This window comes from Flavobacterium sp. ARAG 55.4 (assembly GCF_051846875.1).
In the GTDB taxonomy this organism is placed as follows: domain Bacteria; phylum Bacteroidota; class Bacteroidia; order Flavobacteriales; family Flavobacteriaceae; genus Flavobacterium; species Flavobacterium plantiphilum.
The window spans coordinates 133622-157796 of sequence record NZ_JBPYCT010000013.1; the positions used below are offsets into that span (position 1 = coordinate 133622).

23 protein-coding genes and 1 other RNA gene are annotated in these 24175 nt (G+C 34.1%); 16 read left to right on the forward strand and 8 right to left on the reverse strand.

Annotated features, from left to right (window positions below; all coding sequences use genetic code 11):
- Nucleotides 1-3 precede the first annotated feature (3 nt).
- From ACSV4D_RS14740 to rocD, 3 genes are all read right to left on the reverse strand, one after another.
- Complete coding sequence (locus ACSV4D_RS14740; protein WP_439228851.1) at nucleotides 4-1176, reverse strand: molybdopterin molybdotransferase MoeA; 1173 nt, start codon at nucleotides 1174-1176, stop codon at nucleotides 4-6.
- Between the two features lie 229 nt (nucleotides 1177-1405).
- A complete protein-coding gene (locus tag ACSV4D_RS14745; protein WP_408078936.1) occupies nucleotides 1406-2368 on the reverse strand; it encodes an arginase in 963 nt (320 codons plus the stop codon).
- A 7-nt stretch (nucleotides 2369-2375) separates the two neighbouring features.
- Nucleotides 2376-3626, reverse strand: a complete 1251-nt coding sequence (gene rocD, locus ACSV4D_RS14750) for an ornithine--oxo-acid transaminase (RefSeq protein ID WP_439228869.1) — start codon at nucleotides 3624-3626, stop codon at nucleotides 2376-2378.
- 227 nt (nucleotides 3627-3853) lie between these two features.
- Between rocD and ACSV4D_RS14755 the strand changes: the two genes are divergently transcribed.
- The 5 genes from ACSV4D_RS14755 (at nucleotide 3854) to ACSV4D_RS14775 (ending at nucleotide 8255) form a co-directional block, all read left to right on the forward strand.
- Nucleotides 3854-4870, forward strand: a complete 1017-nt coding sequence (locus ACSV4D_RS14755) for a M28 family peptidase (protein ID WP_439228852.1) — start codon at nucleotides 3854-3856, stop codon at nucleotides 4868-4870.
- Between the two features lie 624 nt (nucleotides 4871-5494).
- On the forward strand, nucleotides 5495-6142 hold the full coding sequence (locus ACSV4D_RS14760; RefSeq protein WP_439228853.1) for an HAD family hydrolase: 648 nt from the start codon (nucleotides 5495-5497) through the stop codon (nucleotides 6140-6142).
- Nucleotides 6143-6157: 15 nt separating this feature from the next.
- Nucleotides 6158-6793: an HAD family hydrolase gene (locus ACSV4D_RS14765; protein WP_439228854.1), complete on the forward strand. Its 636-nt coding sequence runs from the start codon at nucleotides 6158-6160 to the stop codon at nucleotides 6791-6793.
- Nucleotides 6794-6811: 18 nt separating this feature from the next.
- The gene (locus tag ACSV4D_RS14770; RefSeq protein ID WP_408078928.1) at nucleotides 6812-7366 is read left to right on the forward strand and encodes a DUF1697 domain-containing protein; all 555 of its coding nucleotides are present in this window, start codon (nucleotides 6812-6814) and stop codon (nucleotides 7364-7366) included.
- A 190-nt stretch (nucleotides 7367-7556) separates the two neighbouring features.
- The gene (locus tag ACSV4D_RS14775; RefSeq protein WP_408078926.1) at nucleotides 7557-8255 is read left to right on the forward strand and encodes a Crp/Fnr family transcriptional regulator; all 699 of its coding nucleotides are present in this window, start codon (nucleotides 7557-7559) and stop codon (nucleotides 8253-8255) included.
- A 2-nt stretch (nucleotides 8256-8257) separates the two neighbouring features.
- On the opposite strand, the gene ACSV4D_RS14780 is transcribed toward ACSV4D_RS14775, so the two are convergent.
- Both ACSV4D_RS14780 and ACSV4D_RS14785 read right to left on the reverse strand, forming a co-directional pair.
- Nucleotides 8258-9307 (reverse strand): AMP-binding protein, encoded by a 1050-nt coding sequence (locus ACSV4D_RS14780; protein WP_439228855.1) that lies wholly within the window; start codon nucleotides 9305-9307, stop codon nucleotides 8258-8260.
- A 2-nt stretch (nucleotides 9308-9309) separates the two neighbouring features.
- Nucleotides 9310-10233 carry a lysostaphin resistance A-like protein gene (locus ACSV4D_RS14785; RefSeq protein WP_439228856.1) on the reverse strand — a complete coding sequence of 308 codons (924 nt, stop codon included), beginning with the start codon at nucleotides 10231-10233 and terminating at the stop codon, nucleotides 9310-9312.
- A 97-nt stretch (nucleotides 10234-10330) separates the two neighbouring features.
- Here ACSV4D_RS14785 and arsC point away from each other — a divergent pair, with 97 nt between their 5' ends.
- From arsC to fumC, 3 genes are all read left to right on the forward strand, one after another.
- Nucleotides 10331-10690: an arsenate reductase (glutaredoxin) gene (arsC, locus tag ACSV4D_RS14790; protein WP_439228857.1), complete on the forward strand. Its 360-nt coding sequence runs from the start codon at nucleotides 10331-10333 to the stop codon at nucleotides 10688-10690.
- A gap of 76 nt (nucleotides 10691-10766) precedes the next feature.
- Nucleotides 10767-13262, forward strand: coding sequence for a TonB-dependent receptor domain-containing protein (locus ACSV4D_RS14795; protein WP_439228858.1), 2496 nt, complete (start codon nucleotides 10767-10769; stop codon nucleotides 13260-13262).
- 527 nt (nucleotides 13263-13789) lie between these two features.
- Nucleotides 13790-15175 (forward strand): class II fumarate hydratase, encoded by a 1386-nt coding sequence (gene fumC, locus ACSV4D_RS14800; protein ID WP_439228859.1) that lies wholly within the window; start codon nucleotides 13790-13792, stop codon nucleotides 15173-15175.
- 120 nt (nucleotides 15176-15295) lie between these two features.
- Here the strand turns inward: fumC and ACSV4D_RS14805 are convergent, their stop codons facing one another.
- Nucleotides 15296-16504, reverse strand: a complete 1209-nt coding sequence (locus tag ACSV4D_RS14805; RefSeq protein WP_439228860.1) for an NAD(P)-dependent oxidoreductase — start codon at nucleotides 16502-16504, stop codon at nucleotides 15296-15298.
- A gap of 215 nt (nucleotides 16505-16719) precedes the next feature.
- Here ACSV4D_RS14805 and ACSV4D_RS14810 point away from each other — a divergent pair, with 215 nt between their 5' ends.
- Both ACSV4D_RS14810 and ssrA read left to right on the forward strand, forming a co-directional pair.
- On the forward strand, nucleotides 16720-17928 hold the full coding sequence (locus ACSV4D_RS14810; RefSeq protein WP_439228861.1) for a serine hydrolase domain-containing protein: 1209 nt from the start codon (nucleotides 16720-16722) through the stop codon (nucleotides 17926-17928).
- Between the two features lie 94 nt (nucleotides 17929-18022).
- Nucleotides 18023-18420: a transfer-messenger RNA gene (gene ssrA, locus ACSV4D_RS14815) on the forward strand.
- Here the strand turns inward: ssrA and ACSV4D_RS14820 are convergent.
- Both ACSV4D_RS14820 and ACSV4D_RS14825 read right to left on the reverse strand, forming a co-directional pair.
- Nucleotides 18375-19931, reverse strand: a complete 1557-nt coding sequence (locus ACSV4D_RS14820) for a recombinase family protein (RefSeq protein WP_439228862.1) — start codon at nucleotides 19929-19931, stop codon at nucleotides 18375-18377. The two genes, ssrA and ACSV4D_RS14820, sit on opposite strands and share 46 nt — an antisense overlap.
- Nucleotides 19915-20106: a hypothetical protein gene (locus tag ACSV4D_RS14825; RefSeq protein WP_439228863.1), complete on the reverse strand. Its 192-nt coding sequence runs from the start codon at nucleotides 20104-20106 to the stop codon at nucleotides 19915-19917. The genes ACSV4D_RS14820 and ACSV4D_RS14825 overlap by 17 nt, the downstream gene beginning before the upstream one ends.
- A 665-nt stretch (nucleotides 20107-20771) precedes the next feature.
- On the opposite strand from ACSV4D_RS14825, the gene ACSV4D_RS14830 reads away from it, so the two are divergent.
- The 6 genes from ACSV4D_RS14830 to ACSV4D_RS14855 all read left to right on the forward strand — a co-directional run.
- Nucleotides 20772-21164: a single-stranded DNA-binding protein gene (locus ACSV4D_RS14830; protein WP_439228864.1), complete on the forward strand. Its 393-nt coding sequence runs from the start codon at nucleotides 20772-20774 to the stop codon at nucleotides 21162-21164.
- A 42-nt stretch (nucleotides 21165-21206) separates the two neighbouring features.
- Nucleotides 21207-22301 (forward strand): DUF932 domain-containing protein, encoded by a 1095-nt coding sequence (locus tag ACSV4D_RS14835; RefSeq protein ID WP_439228865.1) that lies wholly within the window; start codon nucleotides 21207-21209, stop codon nucleotides 22299-22301.
- Nucleotides 22288-22491 carry a hypothetical protein gene (locus ACSV4D_RS14840; protein ID WP_373390521.1) on the forward strand — a complete coding sequence of 68 codons (204 nt, stop codon included), beginning with the start codon at nucleotides 22288-22290 and terminating at the stop codon, nucleotides 22489-22491. The genes ACSV4D_RS14835 and ACSV4D_RS14840 overlap by 14 nt, the downstream gene beginning before the upstream one ends.
- Before the next feature lie 3 nt (nucleotides 22492-22494).
- Nucleotides 22495-23031, forward strand: coding sequence for a PRTRC system protein E (locus ACSV4D_RS14845; RefSeq protein ID WP_439228866.1), 537 nt, complete (start codon nucleotides 22495-22497; stop codon nucleotides 23029-23031).
- 18 nt (nucleotides 23032-23049) lie between these two features.
- The gene (locus tag ACSV4D_RS14850) at nucleotides 23050-23268 is read left to right on the forward strand and encodes a PRTRC system protein C (protein ID WP_439228867.1); all 219 of its coding nucleotides are present in this window, start codon (nucleotides 23050-23052) and stop codon (nucleotides 23266-23268) included.
- Nucleotides 23269-23285: 17 nt separating this feature from the next.
- On the forward strand, nucleotides 23286-24175 hold an 890-nt coding region (locus ACSV4D_RS14855), incomplete at its 3' end, for a hypothetical protein (protein ID WP_439228868.1).

Genomic DNA, 24175 nt, shown 5'->3' on the forward strand with positions numbered 1-24175 from the left:
AAATCAATTAAAAGGCAAAACCGTTACTTCATCATTGGCTTCAAGTGCAGTTACATTCTCCGGAACCACTATCAAGCCATTGGCAATAGAAAAAGTATTTAGCATTGCTGAACTTTGACTTTCTAAAACCGTTACTTTTTCATCATCATACAAGGCCTTTAAAAACAAAGTCTTTCCGGATGTATTCTTAAAAGCTGTATTTATTTTTCTTTTTGTTTCCGGCAAATGCACTGCTTCAAATCCCATTAACTTTTTTAAAGCCGGTATAGCATACACATAAAAACAAGTCAATGACGAAGCTGGATTTCCAGGTAAAGCAAACACTAATTTGTTTTCTTTCCGACCAAAAAACAAAGGTTTCCCTGGTTTTTGATTGATTTTATAAAACAACTCGGTTACACCATTTTTCAATAAAGCTTCTTTGACATAATCGTAATCTCCTACCGAAATTCCTCCCGAAATCAAGACCACATCAAAATTAGAAAGACAACTTTCAATGACCATTTTTGTCTTTTTCAAACTATCTTTTACTTTAAAAACCGTGGTCTTTTTAATTCCGATTGTTTTTAAAGCCGCTTCCAGCATTACCGAATTGCTTTCATAAATTTTCCCTTTGGGTAATTTTTTTCCGGCTGAAACCAATTCGTTTCCAGTAACCAAAATAGCTACTTTAGGCTTTTCATATACTTTGATTTTATTAATCCCCAAACAGGCTAAAAAACCAATAGCTGCAGGAGTAATTACGGTATTAGCATCAAGTACTAACTCGCCTTTTTTAATTTGCTCGCCCTTAGCTCTTACATTAGCACCAGGCAATGGCATTTTTTCAATTTGTAACAAATTATCGGTTACTCTTGTATGCTCCTGCATGACCACAGTATCTGTATCATCAGGAACAAAAGCGCCTGTAAAAATGCGAACCGCTTGATTTTTTTGGATTTTATCCTCTAAAAAATCGCCTGCTTGGGACGTATTTACCACTTCAAATTGTGCCAATTCACTGTAAGTAAATGCGTATCCATCCATCGCCGACTGACGGAAAGGAGGCATATTTATGGGAGCATAAACAGCTTCAGCCAAAACATAACCAAGTGATTTACTCACTTTGATTTTTGAGATGGGCATTTGAACACTATTCTCTTCTATTATTTTTAATGCTTCGGCTACTTGAATCATAAAACTTAATTTTTAAAACTAAGTATAAATACTTATGCAAATATAAGTAATTATATAAAATACGTATCGAAATTAATACTTAAAATAACAGAAATATACAATTTGTGATTAACAGCGTATAAATTGCGAAAAAACAAATATTTTACTGTTTTTTGTTATAATTTACTAAAACTAAAACAGCACTTAGAACATAAATACTATTATTTGTGGTTCAAAAACGGCTAAAACCCTACTCAAAAGGCAAAATCAAACTTGATGTTATTTGTTCTAAAACTTCAAAAGCAGTCTCTGCCATCTTATTTCCTTTGGTATCCAAAAGTGGATTGATTTCACAAAATTCAATACAGATTACTTTTCTCGAAGCAATAATCTGATTTATGATAGCGATTGCTTCATATTGGTCAAAACCTTTAGAAACAGGCGTTCCGGTACCATTAGAAATTAAGTCACAATCCAGCGAATCCACATCAAACGAAATATAAATCATATCACAATTCGCTAATTGTGACAAAGCTCTTTCAACACAAAGCTCCAAACCTTTATAACGAACCTCATCTACTCTGAAATTCTTTATAGCCATTTCGGTCATTTGCTGATCTTCTGCTTCTTCAGTATCACGAACACCAAAATAAATTAAATGCTCCGGATCAATCTTAGCTCCTTCAACACCTATATTTTTCATCTCTTCCCAATGTTGTTGGGTTTCCGGAATGACTTCGTTAATCTGGCATTTTAAATTATCGACTGCTAAGGCTGCCGCCAAAGGCATTCCATGAATATTTCCGGATGGAGAGGTATAAGGTGAATGCAAATCAGCGTGAGCATCAATCCAGATAACTCCTAAAGTTTTATGCGGATAAACCGCTTTTATTCCACTTATGGTTCCCAATGCCGACGAATGATCTCCAGACAAAACAATGGGTAAAAAATGAGCTTCCAAAGTGCGCTTTATCGTATAAGAAACACGCGTACATTGCTCTAAAACAAATTCGATTCTTTTAGCAAATGCATTTCGGGTTTTATCATAAATAGTTTCGTTATGCGTTTTTATATCTTCATAAGTAAACTGATTAAAATACTCGCTGCCCCGATTAATGGCAGCAATTTCTAATGCGTCAACTCCTAAATCAGAACCACGCGTTCCTCCACCAATATCCGAACGGTTTTTTATCAACTTTACAACCCGATCCATAATTTTTTTATTTAAAATCGTTTAATGCTTTTTCAATTATAGAAAGACAGTCCTGTATTTGATTTTCGGTGATTACTAATGGCGGAGCCAAACGGATTTTGTTTCCATGAGTTGGTTTTGCAAGCAAACCATAATCGCGGAATTTTAAACAAATTTCCCAAGCTAAATCCGATTCTTCATCACAATCAATCACAATTGCATTCAATAATCCTTTTCCTCTTACTAAGGTTATCAAAGGATTCTTAGCAGCAATTTCGTTCAAGCCTTTTCTCAAAATTACTCCTAAACGCTCAGCATTTTCGGCTAATTTTTCTTCTTTTATGACTTGTAATGCTGCAATAGCAACCGCCGCAGCTACAGGATTTCCTCCAAAAGTAGATCCGTGTTGTCCTGGTTTAATAACATTCATAATATTATTATTAGCCAAAACAGCCGAAACCGGATACACACCACCCGACAAGGCTTTTCCTAAAATGAGGATGTCTGGCTGAACATTTTCATGATGAACTGCTAATAATTTTCCTGTACGTGCAATACCTGTTTGCACCTCATCGGCAATAAATAAAACATTGTGTTTGTCGCATAAGGCTTTGGCTTTTGCCAAAAAACCTTCGCTAGGCACATAAACTCCGGCTTCCCCCTGAATCGGTTCTACCAAGAATCCAGCAATATTTTTAGAGGATTCTAATACTTTTTCTAAAGCACCCAGATTATCATATTCAATTTTTATAAAACCTTCGGTAAAAGGTCCGAAACTCTTGCGAGCCGTTTCATCATTAGAAAAAGAAATAATTGTGGTTGTTCTACCGTGGAAATTATTTTCACAAACAATAATCTGAGCTTGATTTTCGGCAATTCCTTTTACCTCATAAGCCCATTTTCTACACAATTTTAAAGCGGTTTCAACAGCTTCTGCACCAGTATTCATTGGCAAAACTTTATCAAAACCAAAATACTTAGTAACATATTCTTCGTAAACTCCCAATTGGTCATTATAAAAAGCTCGAGACGTTAAAGTTAGCTTTTGCGCCTGCTCCACCATTGCACCAACAATTTTAGGATGACAATGTCCTTGATTCACTGCGGAATAGGCCGATAAAAAATCATAATATTTTTTCCCGTCTACATCCCAAACAAACACTCCTTCTCCTTTTTCAAGAACTACTGGTAATGGATGGTAATTATGAGCACCATAATTATTTTCTTTATTGATTAAGGCTTCTGATTTTGAAGATAGTATTTGTTGCATTTGTTCCATGTTATGTATATTATATTCTAAGTCTACAAAATTACGCATATTTTATTGCCTATCAAAACCTTATCCTAAGAGCAAAATCAGCTAAAATTACTTTGCTAAGCATGAATTTGTAAACATCCTGAAACAACAAATTAAAGTTTTTTTAAGTAGAAAAATAATCCGTATCATTATTTAATTAATTTTCAGATATTTGTAATAAGACCGATTTAATGGCTCGCATTTATATCATGAAAAAAACATTACTCCTTCTTGTCTTTAGTTGTTTGGCTTCATGCCAGGGAACAAAAGAAATAAGCTCTAAAAACATTTACAAACCAACAAAATACACGAATAGCATTACCCCTGATGAATTAAAAACACATCTGTACATTATAGCTAATGATTCTATGGAAGGACGAGAAACAGGATCTATTGGACAAAAAAGAGCCGGAAAATATCTCATTAGTCAGTATCAAAAAGATAAAATTACATTTCCAAAAGGAGCTAAAAATTATTACCAACACATTCCAGCAGCATTTTTGAATGCGAAGAAAAACGAAAATCTACCCGATTCTGAAAATATCTGGGCTTATATTGAAGGAACAGAAAAACCAGATGAAGTAGTTGTGATTTCCGCACATTACGATCATGTGGGAACTAAAAACGGGGCTGTTTTTAATGGCGCCGATGATGATGGTTCCGGAACCGTAGCCTTATTGGAAATTGCACAAGCCTTTCAACTAGCTAAAAAAAACGGACATGGACCAAAGCGTTCCGTTTTATTCCTTCATGTTACGGGTGAAGAACACGGTTTACACGGTTCGAGATATTACAGCGAAAACCCTGTTTTTCCTTTAAAAAATACCGTTGCTAATGTCAATATTGACATGATAGGTCGCCGTGACGATGCCCATGCTAATTCTAACAATTATGTATACCTCATTGGTGCCGATAGACTCTCGAGTGAACTGGATGAAATTTGCAAAACAGTAAATGAAAAATATATTCATCTCGATTTAGATTACAAATACAATGCACTAAACGATCCGAATAATTTTTACCGCCGTTCTGACCATTATAATTTTGCTAAAAATGGTATTCCCGCTGTTTTTATTTTCAACGGCACTCATGCAGATTATCATCGAAAAACAGATACCCCTGACAAAATCGAATACGATGCATTAACTAAGAGAGCCCAACTTGCTTTTACTATTATTTGGGAATTAGCCAATAGAGAAAACCGAATTGTGGTTGATAAAAAATAACTTTACGAGATTAGTTCATTACACAAAGATTCACCAAGAAGAGACAAAGGTTCACTAAGTTTAATTCTTAAAACGGTTGGATAATCCAATAATTAAACTGACAAACAGTTATATTATATTGCTTCTATTAATAAAAGAAAAAATATGCTTTTAATTAACAGCCATAAAAAATGTATTTGAGGAATATTTTTAATAATAATTATTGAGAGAAACTTTAGAAATTTCACCACTACTCTTTTTAAGCTAGAAAGTAGAATTTCTTTAGAATTTGTAGAATTTGTAACCGTTGAAAGATATTCGAAACAAACTCGTTTGCTTGTAAACTTAATTATGGTCTTTCTAGTACTGCTCATAATGCATTTGTTTAGTAATATGTAACATCACATACTTTGTTATATTCAAATTTAATAAAAAGAATTTCGATATTGAGAATAACTAAAAGTAGTTATTAACAAAAAAAGCCCATAATGTTAGTAATGAAAGTCTTAGGAATTATTTCACATAAAGTAACAGTCTTTAATCTTTTCTCTAGCTTCTATTCATCGCTTTCTTTATTCTAAATTCTGCCTTCTATTTTCTGTTTTCTATCTTTGCATCATTACGCACATTGATACTAAATAAAAAATGAAATTTAAAGCAGTACTATTCGACCTGGACGGAACACTTGTAAACTCTCTAATTGACATTGCCGATTCTATAAATAAGGTGCTTCAGGAAAATCAGTTACCTACTCATAGTTATGAAGTGATTAATAATTTTATAGGTAGTGGTCTTCGGGTTTTAGTCACCAAAGCGCTTCCGGAATCACATAGAAATGAAGAAAATATCGAAAAGTTTTTTCAAGACATGATGCTTCACTATAGAGACAATTGTACTAATAAAACGATTGTTTATGAAGGAATTGTCGAACTTTTAGAAGAACTAAAATCCAGAAATATCAAAATGGCTATCTTATCGAATAAAGCTGACGAACTGACTAAAAAAATTGGTCTTACTTTATTTCCTGATTATTTTGACATCGTAGCAGGTTTGAAAAGTGAGGCTACCAAGAAACCAAATCCCGAAGCAGCTATCAGAATCTGTCATGATTTAGAATGTACTACCGAAGAAGTTCTTTATGTTGGTGATTCTGATATTGACATGCAAACCGCTAAAAATGCTAAGATGTATGCTGTAGGGGTTACTTGGGGATACCGCCCGGAAGAAGAATTATTGTCCGAAGGCGCTCAATCCATCATCAGTCACCCATTAGAATTAATTGAACTTTTATAGTTGAAGGAAAAAAACATGAAATACAAATGTATCATTTTTGATTGTGACGGAGTTCTGGTAGACAGCGAAGCCATTTCTATTGGCACTTTAGTAAACATGGCTAAAATTCACGGAGCAATCCTGGATGAAACCGAAGCGCACCAATTATTCTTAGGAAAATCCCTGCAATTTTGTTTTGATTATATTGCTGAATTAGCCAAAAAAAAATTACCTGACACTTTTGAAGAAGAATTCAGAACCTGTACTTTTAATGCTTTTCAGAAAGAATTGAAACCAATTAAAGGAATTCATGAACTGCTAGCCAAAATTGATGTTCCAATAGCTGTAGCTTCTAATGGTCCTGCTGATAAAATAAGACTGAACTTAACAACAACTAAATTAATCGATAGGTTCGAAGGAAATATTTTTAGTGCCTACGATATTAACAGCTGGAAACCCAATCCCGAACTTTATCTGCATGCAGCTAAAACTATGGGATTTAAAGTTAAAGACTGCGTGGTTATAGAAGACAGTCCGGCGGGAGTTCAGGCAGCTTTAACAGGAGGTTTTGACGTTTTTGGTTTTACTAATCATGCTAATTTAGACGCTTTACAGCAAATGAATATTCCATTATTTGATGATATGAGCCAACTTGATTTACTTTTACAATAAATATTTAAAATATTAAGAATGACTACACATCTGGCTTTACTTCGCGGGATTAATGTTTCCGGGCACAACATGATAAAAATGGATGCTTTGCAAAAAATGCTTGAAAATATGGGGTTTACAAATGTAAAAACCTATATCCAAACAGGAAATGTATTTGTAACTACCGAAGAAGAAAACCCTGCCGCCGTAGGTTTCAAAATCAAACAGGAGATTTTTAAGACTTTTGGACATGATGTTCCTGTTGTGGTGATTAACAAATCAGATTTAGAAGCCTGTCAAAAAAACAATCTTTTTCTACAGGAAAACAATCCTGATACTAAGAAACTTTATGTTGCTTTTGTATCCATGGAATTGCATAAAGACCGTATTCACGACCTCAAAATGAGTGCTGTTAAACCTGATGAAGTTCATATTGACCAAAATAAAATCTTCATCAAATATGCGGTTTCTGCTGGAAAAACCAGACTGGATCAAAAATATATTGAAAAAAAGCTCAATCTTACTGCTACAATCCGGAATTGGAATACGGTTACACAATTATTAAAAATGTATGAAGAGTTGGAACAATTGTAAACAACAGTAATAATATGATTGATTTTTAATCCAAAAAATAAGATTCTGATAAAAAGCAGCTCATCAATTTTCAAATCAATAAAAACACTTAAAACCAAGTAATTTAATCTTCAAAATAAGTATTAATACTTATTTTTTAAATACATTTGTTCCATTCAAACCTGAGTTCAACTCATCAAATAATGCACAAATGAGAGGAATTACTACTGATTGCAGCAGTTGCATCAACAGCAATTGTTTTATAAAAAAACATTTACATCTGGAAAAAATGCAGGATTTTGTATTGGAGAAAACCAATTATACCTGTAAAAAAGGACAACAATTCATGATTGAAGGTGCTCCTATTCAAGGCTTGTATTTTATTTATAAAGGAAAAGTAAAGGTTTTAAAAACGGGAATTTACGGTAAAGAACAAATAGTTCGCCTTACTACTGATGGAGATACTTTAGGATTTAGAGGATTTGGAACAAGTAACCGCTACTTGATTGCGGCTTCAGCAATTGAAGATACGGTATTATGTAATTTCAGCAATGATATCATGCATGCCATTCTAAAATCAATTCCGGAATTTACTTATGACATGATGCTTTTTTACGCTGAAGAATTAAATAAAAGCGAAAACAGAGTCAAAAAAATTGCCCAAATGAATGTTCGCGAACGTGTAATTGACATTTTATTGTACTTACTTAAAAAATTTGGTCATACAAACAATTTACTCAATATCAATCTTTCAAGAAAAGAAATCGCCGATTTTGCCGGAACTACTGATGAACAGGTAACAAGGATTCTGTCCAGCCTGAAAAAAGAAAACGCCATTAAAATTGTCAATAAAAAAATTGGAATACTACAAGCAGATAAATTAAAATCTGAAATTATAGAACATAAATAAAATTATTCCAGAGCCTTTAAAATTGCTTTTCTTTTTATTTTTCCGCTGGCTGTCTTTTCAAATACCGGAACAAAAAATATTTCTTTTGGTTTTTCAAATTTAGCTAAAACAGCAAACACAGATTCAGCAATCTCTTGTTTTTTTCCCTCGACAACTAATACTAATTTTTCTCCTAAAACTGCGTCAGGAATACCGCCTATGAAAAAAGCAGAGTTAATTTTGTCTGCAAGTTTATCTTCTATTTGCTCCGGAATAAGTTTTATTCCACCGCTGTTTACCACATTATCAATACGTCCCAAAAGTACAAATTGTCTCTCATTAAGCAGTTCTACCAAATCATTTGTAAACAAATGCTCCTCACTCACTAACGGTGCATTAATAACTAAACAGTCTTTTTCATTTTGATAAATACTAACATGAGGCAGGACAGAAAACGCCTGTTCTCCCACTTTTTTAGCTGCAATATGAGTAATTGTTTCGGTCATTCCATAGGTTTCATAAGCTGTTGAATTAGTATTTACTAGCTTTTTTACCAGAGAATCATTGAGTTTAGCTCCGCCAATGATAAGTTTTTTTACTTTATGTAGTTCGGTTAATGAATTTTCAATCTGAAGTGGTACCATCGCTGCAAAATCATAATTTTTGTTCAGGTTTGCCAGCGGATTTGAAGTTGGTTCTACCACATCTATGGCTAATCCTAAAATAAAACTTCTGACCAGCATCATTTTTCCGGCTATAAACTGTACAGGTAAACAACATAAAGCAGTATCTCCGGGTTTTAAACCAAAAAAATCCCCCGTTGCTAATGCCGAATTTACCAATGCCTGCTTATTTTTTCTGATAAGTTTAGGAATTCCTGTGGTTCCGGAAGTCTGTAAATCAATATAAGATTTTTCATCAAACCAGTCCAGCAAAAAATCACCCATTGATTTTTCATATTCAGTGCCTTCTTTAATCAAGTAATAAGCTGCAATTTGTAACTCCTTATTATTTAAATGGACACCGTTGAATTTAAAAAAATTGTGAATGTTTTTATAGGTAACTTTTTTCATGATTATTGGTTTACATTGATGCTTCCTGTGAGTTTTTCTTTCCAGTTATACCAGCGGTATTTTCTACTAAATATAAATAAAAGCACTGGATAAACCACTACAACCGGCAAAATAATATCATAGCCGGTCTGAGGTTCTGATAAATCTTTAAAAATGGAATCGGTCTGAAAAGCTGACCAGTCAGAGGTGATTAATAAAGCTCCAATGAGATTATTTGCTGCATGAAACCCCAAGGCTAATTCCATTCCCTCATCCATTAAAGTAATAACTCCTAAAAACAATCCGGTTCCTATATAATAGACAAAAATGATATTGCCTATTTTTGAAACTTCAGGATTAAAAAGATGCATCCCACCAAATATCAATGATGTCATCACTAGAGGAAACCATTTATTCTTAGCCAGATTACCAAATCCCTGCATTAAATAACCTCTGAAAATATATTCCTCTGTACTGGTCTGAACAGGAACCAGCGCAACAGCAATCAGCAATAAAACTGCAAACGGAATGGGTTTAAAATTCAGCACATACAAAGTGGGATTGAACAAATAAAAAATAAATGTTGACACAACTGAAAAAACAGCCCAGATCCCAAAAGAAAAGAAGACTCTGTTCCAGTCTACTTTTTTTCTGGAAGTAGTCACTGACAGTAACGTTTGCTTATGCAAAAATTTAACAACTAACCAGATTGCTGTAAAAGCAAATACAAATGAAATCAGAATTAAAAAGAAAGTGAGATTGGGTTCAAAAAAATGCATTATTTCCGCATTCGTTGCCGGATAGCTTTCCCCACTGATAAAAATCTTTGCAATTACAGCCAGTAATAAAGGAATTTGCCCCATAAAAGAAGCAAATATAATGAGTAACGAACCCAATAAATATTTCCAAAATCTATTTTCCGAATGAATTCCCTGCTCTATAAACATTTATTTTATGAATTAAAGTAATACTATTAAACTTTCAAAGGCTATTTTTGTACCTCGAAAATACCTCTTTTATTTTAAATCTTAACAAACTATTCAAATGATTGAAGTTTATCATAATCCGCGTTGCGGAAAATCAAGAAACTGTCTGGCATTTTTAGAAAATACAAATCAGGAGTATAAAATCATCAAATATCTGGAAGAAACACCTGATGCAGAACAAATTAAAGATTTACTTAAAAAACTCCATTTAAAGCCTGTTGAGTTAGTACGCCAAAAAGAAAAAGTCTGGATTGAAAATTTTAAAAACATCAAAATGACCGATAAAGCAATTATTCAGGCAATGATTGATTACCCTATTTTAATTGAAAGACCGATTATTATCAGAGGAAATGAAGCAATTATAGCTCGCGAGACTGATAAAATCGACGCTTTTTTTAAAGACAGCTCTTTACTTTAACATTATTTTAATATATAGAGCTTAAACCATCTTCCTTTTTTAGACTCCTACCAAAAAACATTAAAAAAAAATAAAAATGCGACAACCATTAAGATTCATTTTAAGTCTCACTTTCTTTTTTACCTGCCTAAGCAGCTTTGCTTCAACAGGAGATCCTGTGACGGAACCTGCAAAAGAAAAAGTAAAAATTTCAGGGACTGTAATTGAAAAAGTAAGCAAACAACCTCTTGAATACGCCACAGTAACAATTACAGATTCAAAAAATCCAAAAGCAATTACTGGCGGAATTACCAACTCAAAAGGTAATTTTTCTATCGAAGTAACTCCCGGAATTTACAATATAAAAATAGAATTCATTTCTTTTAAAGCCATTGAATTCAACCAAAAAGATCTTCAAAAAAATACCGATTTAGGAACAATCGCCCTTGTTGAAGATGCTGCACAATTAGACGAAGTAGTTATTCGGGCTGAAAAATCAACGGTTGAAATTAAGCTGGACAAAAAAGTCTACAATGTAGGTCAGGATATGATTGTAAAAGGAGGAACAGTAAGCGATGTACTTGAAAACGTACCTTCGGTAACTGTTGATGTGGAAGGAAACGTAAGTTTACGTGGAAACGAAAACGTACGTATTTTTATTGACGGTCGTCCTTCTAACTCTTTAAATATGGCTGAGGCTTTACGCCAAATTCCGGCTGACGCTATTGATAAAGTTGAAGTTATCACTAATCCATCGGCACGTTATGATGCAGAAGGTGGTGCTGGAATTCTAAACATTGTTTTGAAAAAAGGAAAAAACCTTGGTTTCAACGGAAGTTTTATTGCTTCAATTGGAAATCCTGAAACTTATGGGGCAAGTGCTAATTTGAATTATAAAACCGAAAAATTAAATTTCTTTACTTCTACAGGGTACGATTACAGAACAAGTGAAGGAACAGGTTTTACTAATTCGACTAATTTAAACAGAGAAACTAAGGAAATCATTGGATACAATTATGAAGACAAAAATACAGAACGTATCCGAAAAGGAATTTCTACAAGAACAGGAGTAGAATGGACTGTGGCTCCTAATACTTACTGGACTAATGCAATCAGTTATCGAGACAGCAGAGGTTCAAATAATGATTTAGTAAACTACAATTCCTTTGATGCAAATAATAACTTTGTATCAACACGCTACCGTTTAAGCGAAGGAGATGACAATGGAAAAGATTTAGAATATGCTTCTAATTTTCTGAAAAACTTCAACGATGAAGGTCATAAATTAACGATAGACTTTTCATATTCAACTGACAGAGATAATGAAAGTTCAATAATTACTGACGAAACCATTTATAGCGGAAATCCCGCTACTTTTGATGAAACTTTAAACAATCAAAAACAGAAACAATATCAGATACAGGCTGATTACGTATTACCGATTGGTGAAGGCAGTCAGTTTGAAGCAGGTTACAAAGGAAACTTTAACAACCTGGATAGTAATTACAGCGTGAATACTGATGATACAGGAAGCCCTATAGAAGGTTTTCTTTCGAACACCTTAGAATACAATGAACGCATCAATGCTTTATATACACAATATGGTTTTAAAGTTAACAAATTCTCTTACTTATTTGGTTTACGTTGGGAAGACACTCAAATCGATGTTAATTTATTAGACACAAATAATTTCAATACTAAGAAATACAACAATTTTTTCCCTAGTGCCTTTGTAAACTATGAAATATCCGATGAAAGTAGTGTTTCCTTAAGCTATAGTAAACGTTTGTCCAGACCCAGAGGACGTTTCCTAAATCCTGCGACTAACTATTCCAGTAATATCAATTTGTTTAGAGGAAATCCTGATTTAGATCCATCATTTACTGATAAATTTGACTTGGGTTATCTAAAAAAATGGGAAAAAGTAACTTTTAGTACTTCTATGTATTTTGAAAATACTAAAGATGTATTCTCTTTTGTACGTACTGAAACAGGAGATTACGTAGGAGACAATCCGGTAATATTAAGCAGCCCAATCAATTTAGCTAAGGAACAGCAATTCGGTTTCGAATTTACTTTAAATTACAGTCCGTTTAAGGTTTGGAAAATCAACAGTAGTTTCAATCTTGCTAATACAAAAACGACAGGAAATTATACTTATACAAACATAAATAATGAAGAAATAACGCAAAACTTAAACAATGAAACTTTCTCCTGGTTTTCAAGAGTAAACTCTCGTTTGACACTTCCGTTCAAAATTGACTGGCAATTATCCGGAATGTATTTTGGTCCAAGAAATACCGCTCAGGGAAAAAGTTTAGGAAATTATGTGGTGAACACTGCTTTTAGCAAAGACATTTTAAAAGACAACGCTACTATTGCTTTCAATATCAGTGATGTTTTTAATTCGAGAAGAATGAAATCACAAACTAATCTGGAAAGTGTGATGTCATACAGTGAATTTCAATGGAGAAAAAGACAAATTAACCTGTCGTTTACATATCGTCTGAATATGAAGAAAACAGACAAAGATAAAAATATGCCTAAAAATAATAATGGTGATGATGCCGGAGGCGGAGAATTCCCAGGATAATACGACTAAAAAAGACTCGCCAAAAACGAGTCTTTTTTTTTTAAACAGCTTTGCATAAAAAAAGGATTCGTGAAAGCGAATCCTTTTTTATTTAACAATCAATACTTATAGTGACTGTTGTTTTTTTGCTCTCTTTTCTTTGAATCTTTCCCATGTAGCACCTCCTACCCAATAGGATACGAAACTAACTAGAAAGAACATTAACCAGAATCCCATTGTAAGGATGGTTAAGAAAAGTAAAAAGCCTAAATACTGTGAAAATTCAAACATGTTTTCCGGAATTTTGAATGTAGCCACAAATGTAACAGTTAATTTTTTTCTTAGCAATAAAAACCACACTCAATTTTCATAAAAATACATTTATCCGTACATTTAAGGTTTATTTTGATTTCCGGAAGCTGTTTCCTGCTGTCCACTGTATCTTTTATGTCTTAAAGAAAGACATAAAAGGATGACGTTTCCATCAGGGCTAGGATACTCCATTTCAAAAAGCAATTTTTTTTAAAAAATTAAAAGTAAATAATATTATGAAATTCCGAATTGAAAAAGATACACTGAGCGAAGTACAAGTCCCAGCCGATAAATACTGGGGAGCACAAACAGAACGTTCCCGAAATAACTTTAAAATAGGCGCTCCGGCTTCGATGCCAAAGGAAATCATAATGGGTTTCGCATATTTAAAAAAAGCCGCAGCTTATACTAATTGTGATTTAGGGGTTTTGAGCACCGAAAAAAGAGATGCCATTGCCACAGTATGCGATGAAATTTTAGAAAGAAAATTAGACGATCAATTTCCGTTGGTTATTTGGCAAACCGGTTCCGGAACACAAAGCAATATGAACGTAAATGAAGTGATTGCTAACAGAGCACAAGTACTGAAAGGATTTGAAATTGGCGAAGGAGAACCATTCATCAAAGCCAATGACGATGTGAATAAATCACAATCTTCTAATGACACCTTCCCTACTGCCATGCATATTGCCGCTTACAAAGCAATTGTAAACACAACTATTCCGGGAGTTGAAAAATTGCGAAATACATTAGATGCCAAAGCAAAAGAATTTAAAAACGTTGTAAAAATAGGACGTACACACTTGATGGACGCCACTCCGCTCACTTTAGGACAAGAACTTTCGGGCTATGTAGCGCAATTGAATCACGGTTTAAAAGCACTTAAAAACACCTTAGCTCATTTATCGGAAATTGCTTTGGGAGGAACTGCCGTAGGAACAGGATTAAACACACCCGAAGGTTATGATGTGAAAGTAGCCCATTATATTGCTCAGTTTACAGAACTGCCATTTATAACAGCCGAAAATAAATTTGAAGCCTTAGCCGCTCATGACGCTATTGTAGAATCACATGGCGCACTGAAACAACTGGCAGTTTCTCTAAACAAAATTGCCAATGATATCCGAATGCTGGCTTCGGGACCACGCTCTGGAATTGGCGAAATCCTGATTCCTGAAAACGAACCTGGTTCTTCCATAATGCCGGGAAAAGTAAATCCTACGCAATGCGAAGCTTTAACAATGGTTTGTGCTCAGGTGATGGGAAATGATATAGCCATAAGTGTAGGCGGTATGCAGGGACAATATGAACTGAATGTTTTCAAACCCATGATGGCCGCTAACTTTCTGGAATCGGCGCGATTATTAGGAGATGCCTGCAGTTCTTTTGATGAACATTGTGCCCAAGGGATTGAACCTAATTACAAACGTATAAAAGAATTAGTAAACAATTCACTAATGTTAGTTACTGCATTAAACACTAAAATTGGTTACTACAAAGCCGCCGAAATCGCACAAACCGCACATAAAAACGGAACCACTCTTAAAGAAGAAGCCATTCGTTTGGGGTATGTAACTGCTGAAGATTTTGATAACTGGGTAAAACCCGAAGATATGGTTTGAGTTAATGGTGAATTATTAATTATTAGTTGTTAAGTAAATCACCTAAGGTTTTTATCATAAAAAAGAGCTTTCTACATTTTTATAGAAAGCTCTTTTCATTTATAATTAACAATTTACAATTTACAATTCACCATTACTAACAAAGTCCTGTAAATAACTAAATCTAGGAGTTAATTTACCGTTTTCAGTTACTTTTGCGCGAGCTAAAACACCATCTTTGTCATCGTCAAAAAAAGCAGGCATCACTTTTTCCAGAAACATTTCGCCAAAACCTTCGCTGGCATCTTTAGGTAAGGCACAAGGCAGATTATCCACTGCCATAACCACTATTGCTGCAGGATGAAACAGATCAACTTCCTTATTTTCTATGGGTAAATAACCATAAAAAGGTTCTTCGATAGTAGAGCATCTCAATGTACTGGCTATAGGTCCGTTTAAATCACAGGAAATATCAGCAACAACTTTTATTTTACAGTCTTTGGATTGCAGCATTTGCTGTGTCAGAATCTTTGGCGCTTCATTCGCATAAAAATGTCCTGTAATTACAATATCCGAAACCTTTGTAAAACGTTCAAAATTACTTTCATATTCCTTAGGATTTTGAAAAAAATCGGCTATTTCTAACACAGCTCCGTCTTTTCTTTTATTGTAATCTAAAGCATCAATTTGAACATAAACAGGCTGCGTATAATTCTTAGTTAAATAATTATCCACCGTAACCGGTTTTACTTTTATAGCATCCAAAATCTCTTTTACTCCTCCTCCTACTTTTCCCGTTCCGGTAACAACAAATTTTATTGGCGGTAAAACTATTCTTTTTAAATGACGGATTAAATCTTCTTTCCCGGAAAGAGTTTCCACTTTAGGCAATTTATATAATTCAAATTTTAGCCCAAAAGCGCGAATACTATTGTAAGCACCTACCATTCCTGCATAGCGACCAAAACCAATAAGGCGATTATTTTTTGCATCTACAAGTGTTTCATGGTCATAGAAATCAATATTTTTTTCTAATAAGGCTCGTAATAATCCTCTGTTATGAACCTGTTTTTTGATAGTATGCGAAAAAAAGAAATACGATTTGTTGGGAATCAAATTTTCTACAGGAACTTCTTTTACTCCCAATAGCACATCACAATCTTTAATATCAGACACCACCTCAATTCCTGCATTTTGATATTCTAAGTCACTAAATACCCTTACAGGCGAACTTTGAACTACAATTGTAATTTCGGGGTAAAGTGATTTGATCTTTACTAATTCATCGGGAGAAAATACTACTCTTCTGTCAGGAGGATTTTTACTTTCTTTTATTATTCCAAATTTCATATACTGTTATACCTTTAATTTCAAGACATTATTTTACTTCCTAATTACGCAGGAGATTTATTTTACAAAAAAACAACAAAAAAACATTAGAAGCTGAATCCCAAAAACATAGAAAAAAGGACATTTAAAAAGTTTCAAAAAATTCTGTTAACATTAAAAAAAACAAAGAACAAAAGCATTTGATTCTATATATTTGCCCCTATACCCTTAAAATAATGATTTCTGTAAAAAAGACAAATATACTACAAATACTGCTTCTTCTTTTAATTTTGAATTCTTGTAAACAAAAGAACAAAGAAGCTGTGCTTTCTGATGAAAAGCCAAAAGACACCATGCCTCACATGGAGCCTCCTGCAAAAAAACTCCCTAAGTTAACGGCACAATATACCAATTCTAAAAAAAATGCAATAGAAAATTTTTACAATAAAAACTGGCGTAACAACAGTATGAACGGCAGTTTTCTTGTGGCTCAAAATGGACAGATTATTTTTGAAAAATATGATGGTATGGCTGATTTTCGTGATGAAAGACCTATAACAGCTACTACCCCGCTTCATTTAGCATCTGTGAGTAAAATTTTAACTGCTTCAGCAATTTTAAAATTAATAGATGCTAAAAAAATTAGTCTGGATCAGAAAGTAAATACTATCCTGCCTACTTTTCCTTTTCCGGAAGTAACCATTAAAACACTTTTAAATCATCGTAGCGGAATGCGCAACTATGCTTATTTTACCGATAAAAATGATGGGGTCTGGGACAGACATAAAATTTTGACTAATCAGGATATTCTTGATTTAATGGCAACCAAAAAAATTGGATTAGAGTCCAGAACCGACAGCAGATTTAGTTATTGCAACACTAATTATGCCATATTGGCACTTATTATAGAAAAGAAAACCGGTCTTAGTTATAAAAATGCTATGCAACGCATGATTTTTAAACCATTGGGAATGAATCACACCTATGTTTTTGATTATGAAAAAGATAAAGATACCGCTGTGACTTCCTATAAAGGTAATAAAATAGAAATAGGTAAAGATTATCTGGATGCTGTTTATGGAGATAAAAATATTTATTCAACACCAAGAGATTTATTAAAATTTGACCTTGCCCGAAATTCACCTGATTTTTTAAGTCCTGAACTATTAAAATTGGTTTATACTCCTTTTAGTCAGGAATATAAAGGCGAAAAAAATTACGGACTTGGGATTAGAATGATTAATTGGGAAACCGGACAAAATTTCTATTTTCATAACGGATGGTGGCATGGTAATACTTCTTCTTATATAACATTATTAAAAGAACATGTAACTATCATTGCGCTCTCAAATAAGTTCACTACAAAAACTTATCAGGTTAGAAAACTAGCTCCTTTATTTGGTGATTATCCATTCAAATTAGGCAACGACGAAAAAGAGGAATAATTTTTGTATTAACAAACCTGATCAATAGTGATATTAGTATAAAAATTGTATATTCGCGCACTCAAATTTTTTCTTTTTGAGTCCAAAAGAAACTGGGGTCGACTGGTTTTGACAGCAAGTCGAATTGAACAGTAAGCACGTCGAGCATTGAGACCTTGCTCGTAAATATAAGATCTCGAACTTTTACACGGCGAAAATAACTACGCTTTAGCTGCATAATCCGAATTATAGTACGATTACGCCACGTCCCTACAAGGTAGGGAAGCTGGATTCTCCTTGAAAGCCTTGGTTTATGGCGGTCAGTACAGGGGAACCGTAAAAATAGACCTAGATTTCCATAAGCTTCGGGTGGTTTTCGAAAATTAAGAAGCTAAGTAGTTTGTGGCTGTTTCTGGCCTGGCAAACTATCGAAAATTCAATCAGGAAATAAGCGTGTAGAAAGCTCTTTAGTTGCTTGTTTGGACCCGGGTTCGATTCCCGGCGACTCCACTGGATGGGATGATTGGAAAATCATCCCTTTTTTTATCATACAAAAGCAATCCTTTTTCCTTCATTAACAAGTGATTACAAGATAATACATCAATCATTGTAGGTGTTCGATAGATACCATCCTGATAGTATAAATTGCTGTCGAACACCAGTTTTACAAATTCTCTTTTTTGAATAATATCTGCTTGTAAGTATATATTTTTCATATCCCCTAGCATATCTAAATTTTTCTGTAAAATTGTATAAGCATTACTTTCAAACTTACCCAGTCGTTCAATTGCACTTTTACAAGAAAAAATAGTATTACTATAAGAAGAATACCACCTGTCATAAGTATCCTTGGATATTTCATTTTTAATCCATTTCTCTTCAACCGAAAACATCTTTTGCTGAGTTTCTTCAAGAATAAGTTTCTTCTCTATTATTTTGTCTTTACTAGCTTTCAAATTTTCTTCTATAGCTTTATTTGTTGACTGTTTTATCTCTAACAATCTATTTTTGGGAAGACTCATTAATTCCCAAATTTCTAAAAGCTGTTTATGAGCTTTTATTGCACTAATATTATTATGCTTCGAAAATTTACATTTGTAATAATGAAAATATTTTCCTGATTTACTTCTTGACGGAGCTCCTGTCAAATAATTACCACAATGACACTTTAGAATACCCCTAAGAGGAAGATCTTCATCTAAAACAGTTCTAATCTTTTCTGGTTTCTTCATTTTACTCTGTACAAGCTGCCAAGTTGCAGTATCTATAATTGCTTCATGAATCGCGGGAAATATTCCTCCAGGATATTCTTTATAACCTTGTACTTGTAACATTCCTGCATAAACAGGATTTGCCAAAATTCTTTCGACAGCCGTATTTCCTCTTTTAGGAAAACCAAGAGCACGAGCTTTTTCTTTTATTATGTAAAGTGGTGTATCATGTAAAAAAGCATCGTAAATAAATTTTACAATTTTAGCCTCTGTCTCATCAATAACTAATTTTCGTTCTTTTCCTTCTCCTAATTTCACATATCCAAACGGAGGTTTAATACCTATATAACGCCCCTCTTTTGCTCTTGCGGTATAAAGCCCTCCTCTAATTTTGATACTTCTATTAATATTATCCTCTTCAGCAAGCAGAAGTTGCAAACCTGCTCTGAAAAAACTTCCCGGTGTATCATAATCAAATGTGATTCCTTCAGTTACACTAACTACCTGAATATTGTATTTTCTTTGAAGTGTTTTCACCATACTCATTGCCTCACCAGCATCCCTACTGAACCTATCCATCTGATCCACCAAAAGATAGTCAACACTTTTAAAATGTTTCGAAATAAACTCTTGAAGTTTTATAAAATCTGGTCTATCAAATGTCTTTGCACTTCTACCTCTATCAATAAAGGTGTCAACCAATTCAACATTGTTAAATTTCAACCATTGATCAGTATAAAGTTCTTGTCTTTCAATAGAACCATTACTTTGTCCCAACTGACTAAATCTTAAATATCTAATCGCTCTTTTCATTTAACTCATTTAATGTTATGGCAACAATAATTTCAATTAGTAAATTTACAAAATTTTGTTCCCTTTTCTCTTCAAAATCCTTTTTTAACTCTTTTATCTTTCCATCTATCAATACTTTATCATTTTCGCTCATCTTTATCCTCCATATCTTTCCACGCAAAAAAATATTTTGCATTGTTAATTATTTATATATGTATTCATAAATAAATTTAACAGTTACATAATCTAACAGGAAATCATGGCTTATTAAGTCTTATTTTGGCTACTTCTGGCATATAAGACATAGACTCAAATCCTCAAAGCACATTTATTCATGCGCTCCGCTCCTTCACAAAAGAGCTTAATCGGATCCCTAATAAAAGCATCTTGAAAAATCCAAATCTTCTCCCAAACAGTATTTTTCAAGATCCTTTTACATGGCTTTTGTAGCCACAAAATTTAAAAACCCAACCTAATCAATACAACTTTTTTGATTTCATTCAATATCATTTCATCACTTCCACGTCTTTTTTAATCAAGAATCTGCATGCTTTATTTTATTTCAAGAGCAAAGGTATTCTAGTGTTCTTAACGCAGGAACAAGGTCAAGCTCTACGGGTTTGCCAAAAAATCTCCACCCATCCGGGTTGTATTTGTTTGACAAAACCTTGCTCCTGCTAAACACTAACCTTTTATGCTCCTGAAACGAAACAAAGCATACTCCGACTCTTTAGACGAATAAAAAAAAATGTCAATAATGGAAAACAAAAGCATTAGAAATGGTAATAGAGTGAAACGAAACAGCTCCTCCTCTCATTACCGAATAAATAAAATAAAATTTAACTCTAAAAAGTAAAGATTATGAACATCATCGGAAGACTGACAAGGGATGCGGAAGTACGCACAACTTCAAAAGAAAAACAAGTAGTCAACTTTTCAGTAGCTACTAACGACAGCTATCGTAACAAACAAGGCGAACGCATAGAACAAACTACCTATTTTGATTGCTCCTACTGGATAAGCCCAAACGTGGCGAAGGTACTCACTAAAGGTACTTTGGTAGAACTTACAGGTAGAGTTAGTACAAGACCGTGGACAGCCAATAACGGAGAATTAAGAGCAAGTTTAAATTTCCATACTTCAACTATCAAATTGCATGGAGGCGGTAAGAAAACAGAAAACGTTCAGACAAGCACCAACGAACAGAAAACCAAAACTCCAAATCAGGAGACTGGAGACGATTTACCATTCTAACACAATTCATTTAATCTTTTCAAATTTTAAAATCTCAATATCATGGCACATAATTTAAATTTCAATGAAGAAACTAGACGTTATTCTTTTTTAAGCGTTCAGGAAAAAGCATGGCACGGTTTAGGACAAATTGTACAAGATTATCCCACAAGTGTAGAAGCAATCCAACATGCAGGACTGGATTATGAGGTAATCAAAAGTCCGCTATACACTAAAGGTTCAGGAATTATTGAAAATACAAACAGCATAGAAATTAGAGACAACGAACTAAACGTACCTAATTATTTTGCTACTATACGCACTGATAACAACACCGTTTTGGGTGTGGTGGGCAAAGATTACCATATCGTACAGAATCGGGAGGCTTTTAGTTTTTTTGATGCTATTGTTGGAGGAACTGACGGAATCTTATACGAGACCGCAGGAGCTTTAGGAAATGGAGAGCGTATTTTCATAACTGCAAAACTGCCTGATTATATCCGTGTGGGTAATGGCGATGATGTAACAGAAAAATATATTTTTCTCACCACTTCGCACGATGGTAGCGGAAGTATTACCGCAGCCTTTACCCCTGTTCGAATTGTTTGCCAAAATACACTTAACGCTTCACTTCGCAATATGAGTAACGTGGTACGCATTCGCCATACTTCGGGAGCTAAACAACGTTTGGACAATGCCCACAAAGTAATGGGATTGGCAAACGAGTTCAGCAACCAATTAGAAAACATCTTCAATGACTGGGCAAAAGTAAAAGTAAGTGATAAGGAGGTTGAAAAATTGATACAGTTGGCACTTTGTCCCAATAAAGAAACCCTAGAGCATATCAAAAAAGGGAATGAAGACGAAATATCGACCGTGTTCAAAAATACTGTTGAAAGTGCTTTTGCTTATGCCATGACTAATGAGACCCAACAGATGGAAACTACAAAAGGGACATTATTTGGAGCTTATAACGCTGTTACTGGATACTACCAAAATGTACGCAATTATAAGGATGATGAAGCCAAATTACAATCCATTGTATTAGGTGGTACGGCACAGATAAAGTCCCAAAAAGCATTCGAACTATGTAGCTCATTTGCAAAAATTGGTGCGAACGCTATCAACATAAATTTTTTGATGAATGGAAGTAATTGATTTGAACGGTTACGCTATTGAGGTAACCGACCTTGATGAAGCTATCAAAATAACGGCAGAATACAAAGACTACCAACAAGAGGGTAACGATTTTTCAGATTTCAATGAAAGACAAAAAGCCTATTGGCTGGATATGCACGAAAAGTTAACAGCAATTAAAAACGGATTAAACAACACTTTAAAAATTTAAAAGATGAATACTAATTTTTTCAATCAGATAGCAGAATTAGAAATCACTGGCGATTTACAGCTAACTATATCAAGAGCAGTAGAAAACAAACTTGTCGTTTCTATTCTACTGCAAAACGAACAATGCGGAGACAATGCCAAACAACTAATCCCACCTCTTAATCTTAGAGGGACAGCAGAAGAACTAGACGAGGGATTTTTTGAAAGTATTGCAGTACCCTTACAAACTGCTTCGGGTTTAATGGTCAATATGGAAGCCTATATGAAGCAATTGGAAAATGCCCAAAAACAATCGGCAATGGAAAAGGAAAAAACCGATAAGGAGAAAAAAGCAAAGGACGAAAAAGAAAAGAAATACAAAGAAGCTATGGCAAAGGCGGATGAATTGGACAACGATGGCAAACCCCGTGATGCCTGGATGAAAGTACCTAATCCTAACGATTATCCTGAATATGCCGAAGCCATACACAAACGTAAAAAAGAACTATCCGATAAATTCGCTTCGCCTAGTCTTTTCGGAGCAGAGCAAGAAAATGTTTAACGTCTAAATTGAATCATTATGTTATTAGCCACACAATTAGAAAGAGTATTTCTGTTTAACGATAAAGGACAAGAAATCAAACTCACAGACCCCGAACCAAAATGGAGTGTACAAGCCGTGTTAAACTTTTATTCGAATACTTATCCCATCCTTACAACTGCAAAAATTAGCACACCTGTAATAAAGGATGATATGGTACAATACCGCTTTGAAAGTACTATAGGGACAAAAGGTTAAACCAAAAATTATAAAAAATGACTTATGCAATCACATATCATAGCGGGTACGATACAGCTACCCAAAGAATCCAAACAAAAGCAACTACACCGTCAATTAGGAGAGTTCGCAAACTGGATGAAACGAACAAAGGATGCAAACGAAATCCGCAAGGACAAACAGCAGTCCGTACCAGTACCAATGTTGCCAATGGTTTTTTAAGAACTTCATTCCTGCCAGTTTTGGCAGAAACGAAAACTGCACAAGCTTGTAAGAAAACAGCAAACACGGAAAGAGATTTTTACCAATCTCTTTCCCAACTTGCAACACATTATAATATTAACCCCATTCACACCCAACCTTTTGGTTATCCATACAATATCGCTTTGGCTTTATGGGACACCAAAGAAAAACTAAAAGATAAGGTGAGGGATTGGGAAGAAATCAAACTCGTACAGGATAACCAAAAAACTTTTTTTACAAGTGAAGAACGATACAATACTAACTCTACACTTTATTATATTCCAGTAGTACCGCTTTACCGTTTGTTAAAAAACAATAAACGAAAACACAGTGCACAGCTTTTATTATCGGTTTGTAGTTATCTCTATCATAGTGTCAACATACCTTATTATAGACAGGAAAATAGTTTTCTTTATTATCAATACGAGATGTTAAAAGAATGGCAACTAACTGATGATGATTCCGAAGAAACATCCATTTATTTGAGTGAATTCGAACAAGCAGAATCGATTGGCGACAAAATGGAACAAAAAATCTTCAATACTGCCAATTTAACTTTTTTCAAAAAACGATTGAACCGCTTTAAAAGTACGACCGTTTTTGAACAAGATTGTTTAAAATTAGCTCAAGAAGCCTATGCCCTTTTAGAGCAATATCCAAATGAAAATGTATTTCGAAATGCAAG

Coding starts and splice junctions, on each gene's coding strand:
- ACSV4D_RS14835 (WP_439228865.1), top strand. CDS start 21,207: ATGGCACATAATTTAAATTTCAATGAAGAAACTAGACGTTATTCTTTT.
- ACSV4D_RS14840 (WP_373390521.1), top strand. CDS start 22,288: ATGGAAGTAATTGATTTGAACGGTTACGCTATTGAGGTAACCGACCTT.
- rocD (WP_439228869.1), bottom strand. CDS start 3,626: ATGGAACAAATGCAACAAATACTATCTTCAAAATCAGAAGCCTTAATC.
- ACSV4D_RS14755 (WP_439228852.1), top strand. CDS start 3,854: ATGAAAAAAACATTACTCCTTCTTGTCTTTAGTTGTTTGGCTTCATGC.
- ACSV4D_RS14785 (WP_439228856.1), bottom strand. CDS start 10,233: ATGTTTATAGAGCAGGGAATTCATTCGGAAAATAGATTTTGGAAATAT.
- ACSV4D_RS14810 (WP_439228861.1), top strand. CDS start 16,720: ATGATTTCTGTAAAAAAGACAAATATACTACAAATACTGCTTCTTCTT.
- ACSV4D_RS14745 (WP_408078936.1), bottom strand. CDS start 2,368: ATGGATCGGGTTGTAAAGTTGATAAAAAACCGTTCGGATATTGGTGGA.
- ACSV4D_RS14845 (WP_439228866.1), top strand. CDS start 22,495: ATGAATACTAATTTTTTCAATCAGATAGCAGAATTAGAAATCACTGGC.
- ACSV4D_RS14820 (WP_439228862.1), bottom strand. CDS start 19,931: ATGAAAAGAGCGATTAGATATTTAAGATTTAGTCAGTTGGGACAAAGT.
- ACSV4D_RS14760 (WP_439228853.1), top strand. CDS start 5,495: ATGAAATTTAAAGCAGTACTATTCGACCTGGACGGAACACTTGTAAAC.
- ACSV4D_RS14795 (WP_439228858.1), top strand. CDS start 10,767: ATGCGACAACCATTAAGATTCATTTTAAGTCTCACTTTCTTTTTTACC.
- ACSV4D_RS14765 (WP_439228854.1), top strand. CDS start 6,158: ATGAAATACAAATGTATCATTTTTGATTGTGACGGAGTTCTGGTAGAC.
- ACSV4D_RS14825 (WP_439228863.1), bottom strand. CDS start 20,106: ATGCAAAATATTTTTTTGCGTGGAAAGATATGGAGGATAAAGATGAGC.
- fumC (WP_439228859.1), top strand. CDS start 13,790: ATGAAATTCCGAATTGAAAAAGATACACTGAGCGAAGTACAAGTCCCA.
- ACSV4D_RS14805 (WP_439228860.1), bottom strand. CDS start 16,504: ATGAAATTTGGAATAATAAAAGAAAGTAAAAATCCTCCTGACAGAAGA.
- arsC (WP_439228857.1), top strand. CDS start 10,331: ATGATTGAAGTTTATCATAATCCGCGTTGCGGAAAATCAAGAAACTGT.
- ACSV4D_RS14770 (WP_408078928.1), top strand. CDS start 6,812: ATGACTACACATCTGGCTTTACTTCGCGGGATTAATGTTTCCGGGCAC.
- ACSV4D_RS14780 (WP_439228855.1), bottom strand. CDS start 9,307: ATGAAAAAAGTTACCTATAAAAACATTCACAATTTTTTTAAATTCAAC.
- ACSV4D_RS14740 (WP_439228851.1), bottom strand. CDS start 1,176: ATGATTCAAGTAGCCGAAGCATTAAAAATAATAGAAGAGAATAGTGTT.
- ACSV4D_RS14775 (WP_408078926.1), top strand. CDS start 7,557: ATGAGAGGAATTACTACTGATTGCAGCAGTTGCATCAACAGCAATTGT.
- ACSV4D_RS14850 (WP_439228867.1), top strand. CDS start 23,050: ATGTTATTAGCCACACAATTAGAAAGAGTATTTCTGTTTAACGATAAA.
- ACSV4D_RS14830 (WP_439228864.1), top strand. CDS start 20,772: ATGAACATCATCGGAAGACTGACAAGGGATGCGGAAGTACGCACAACT.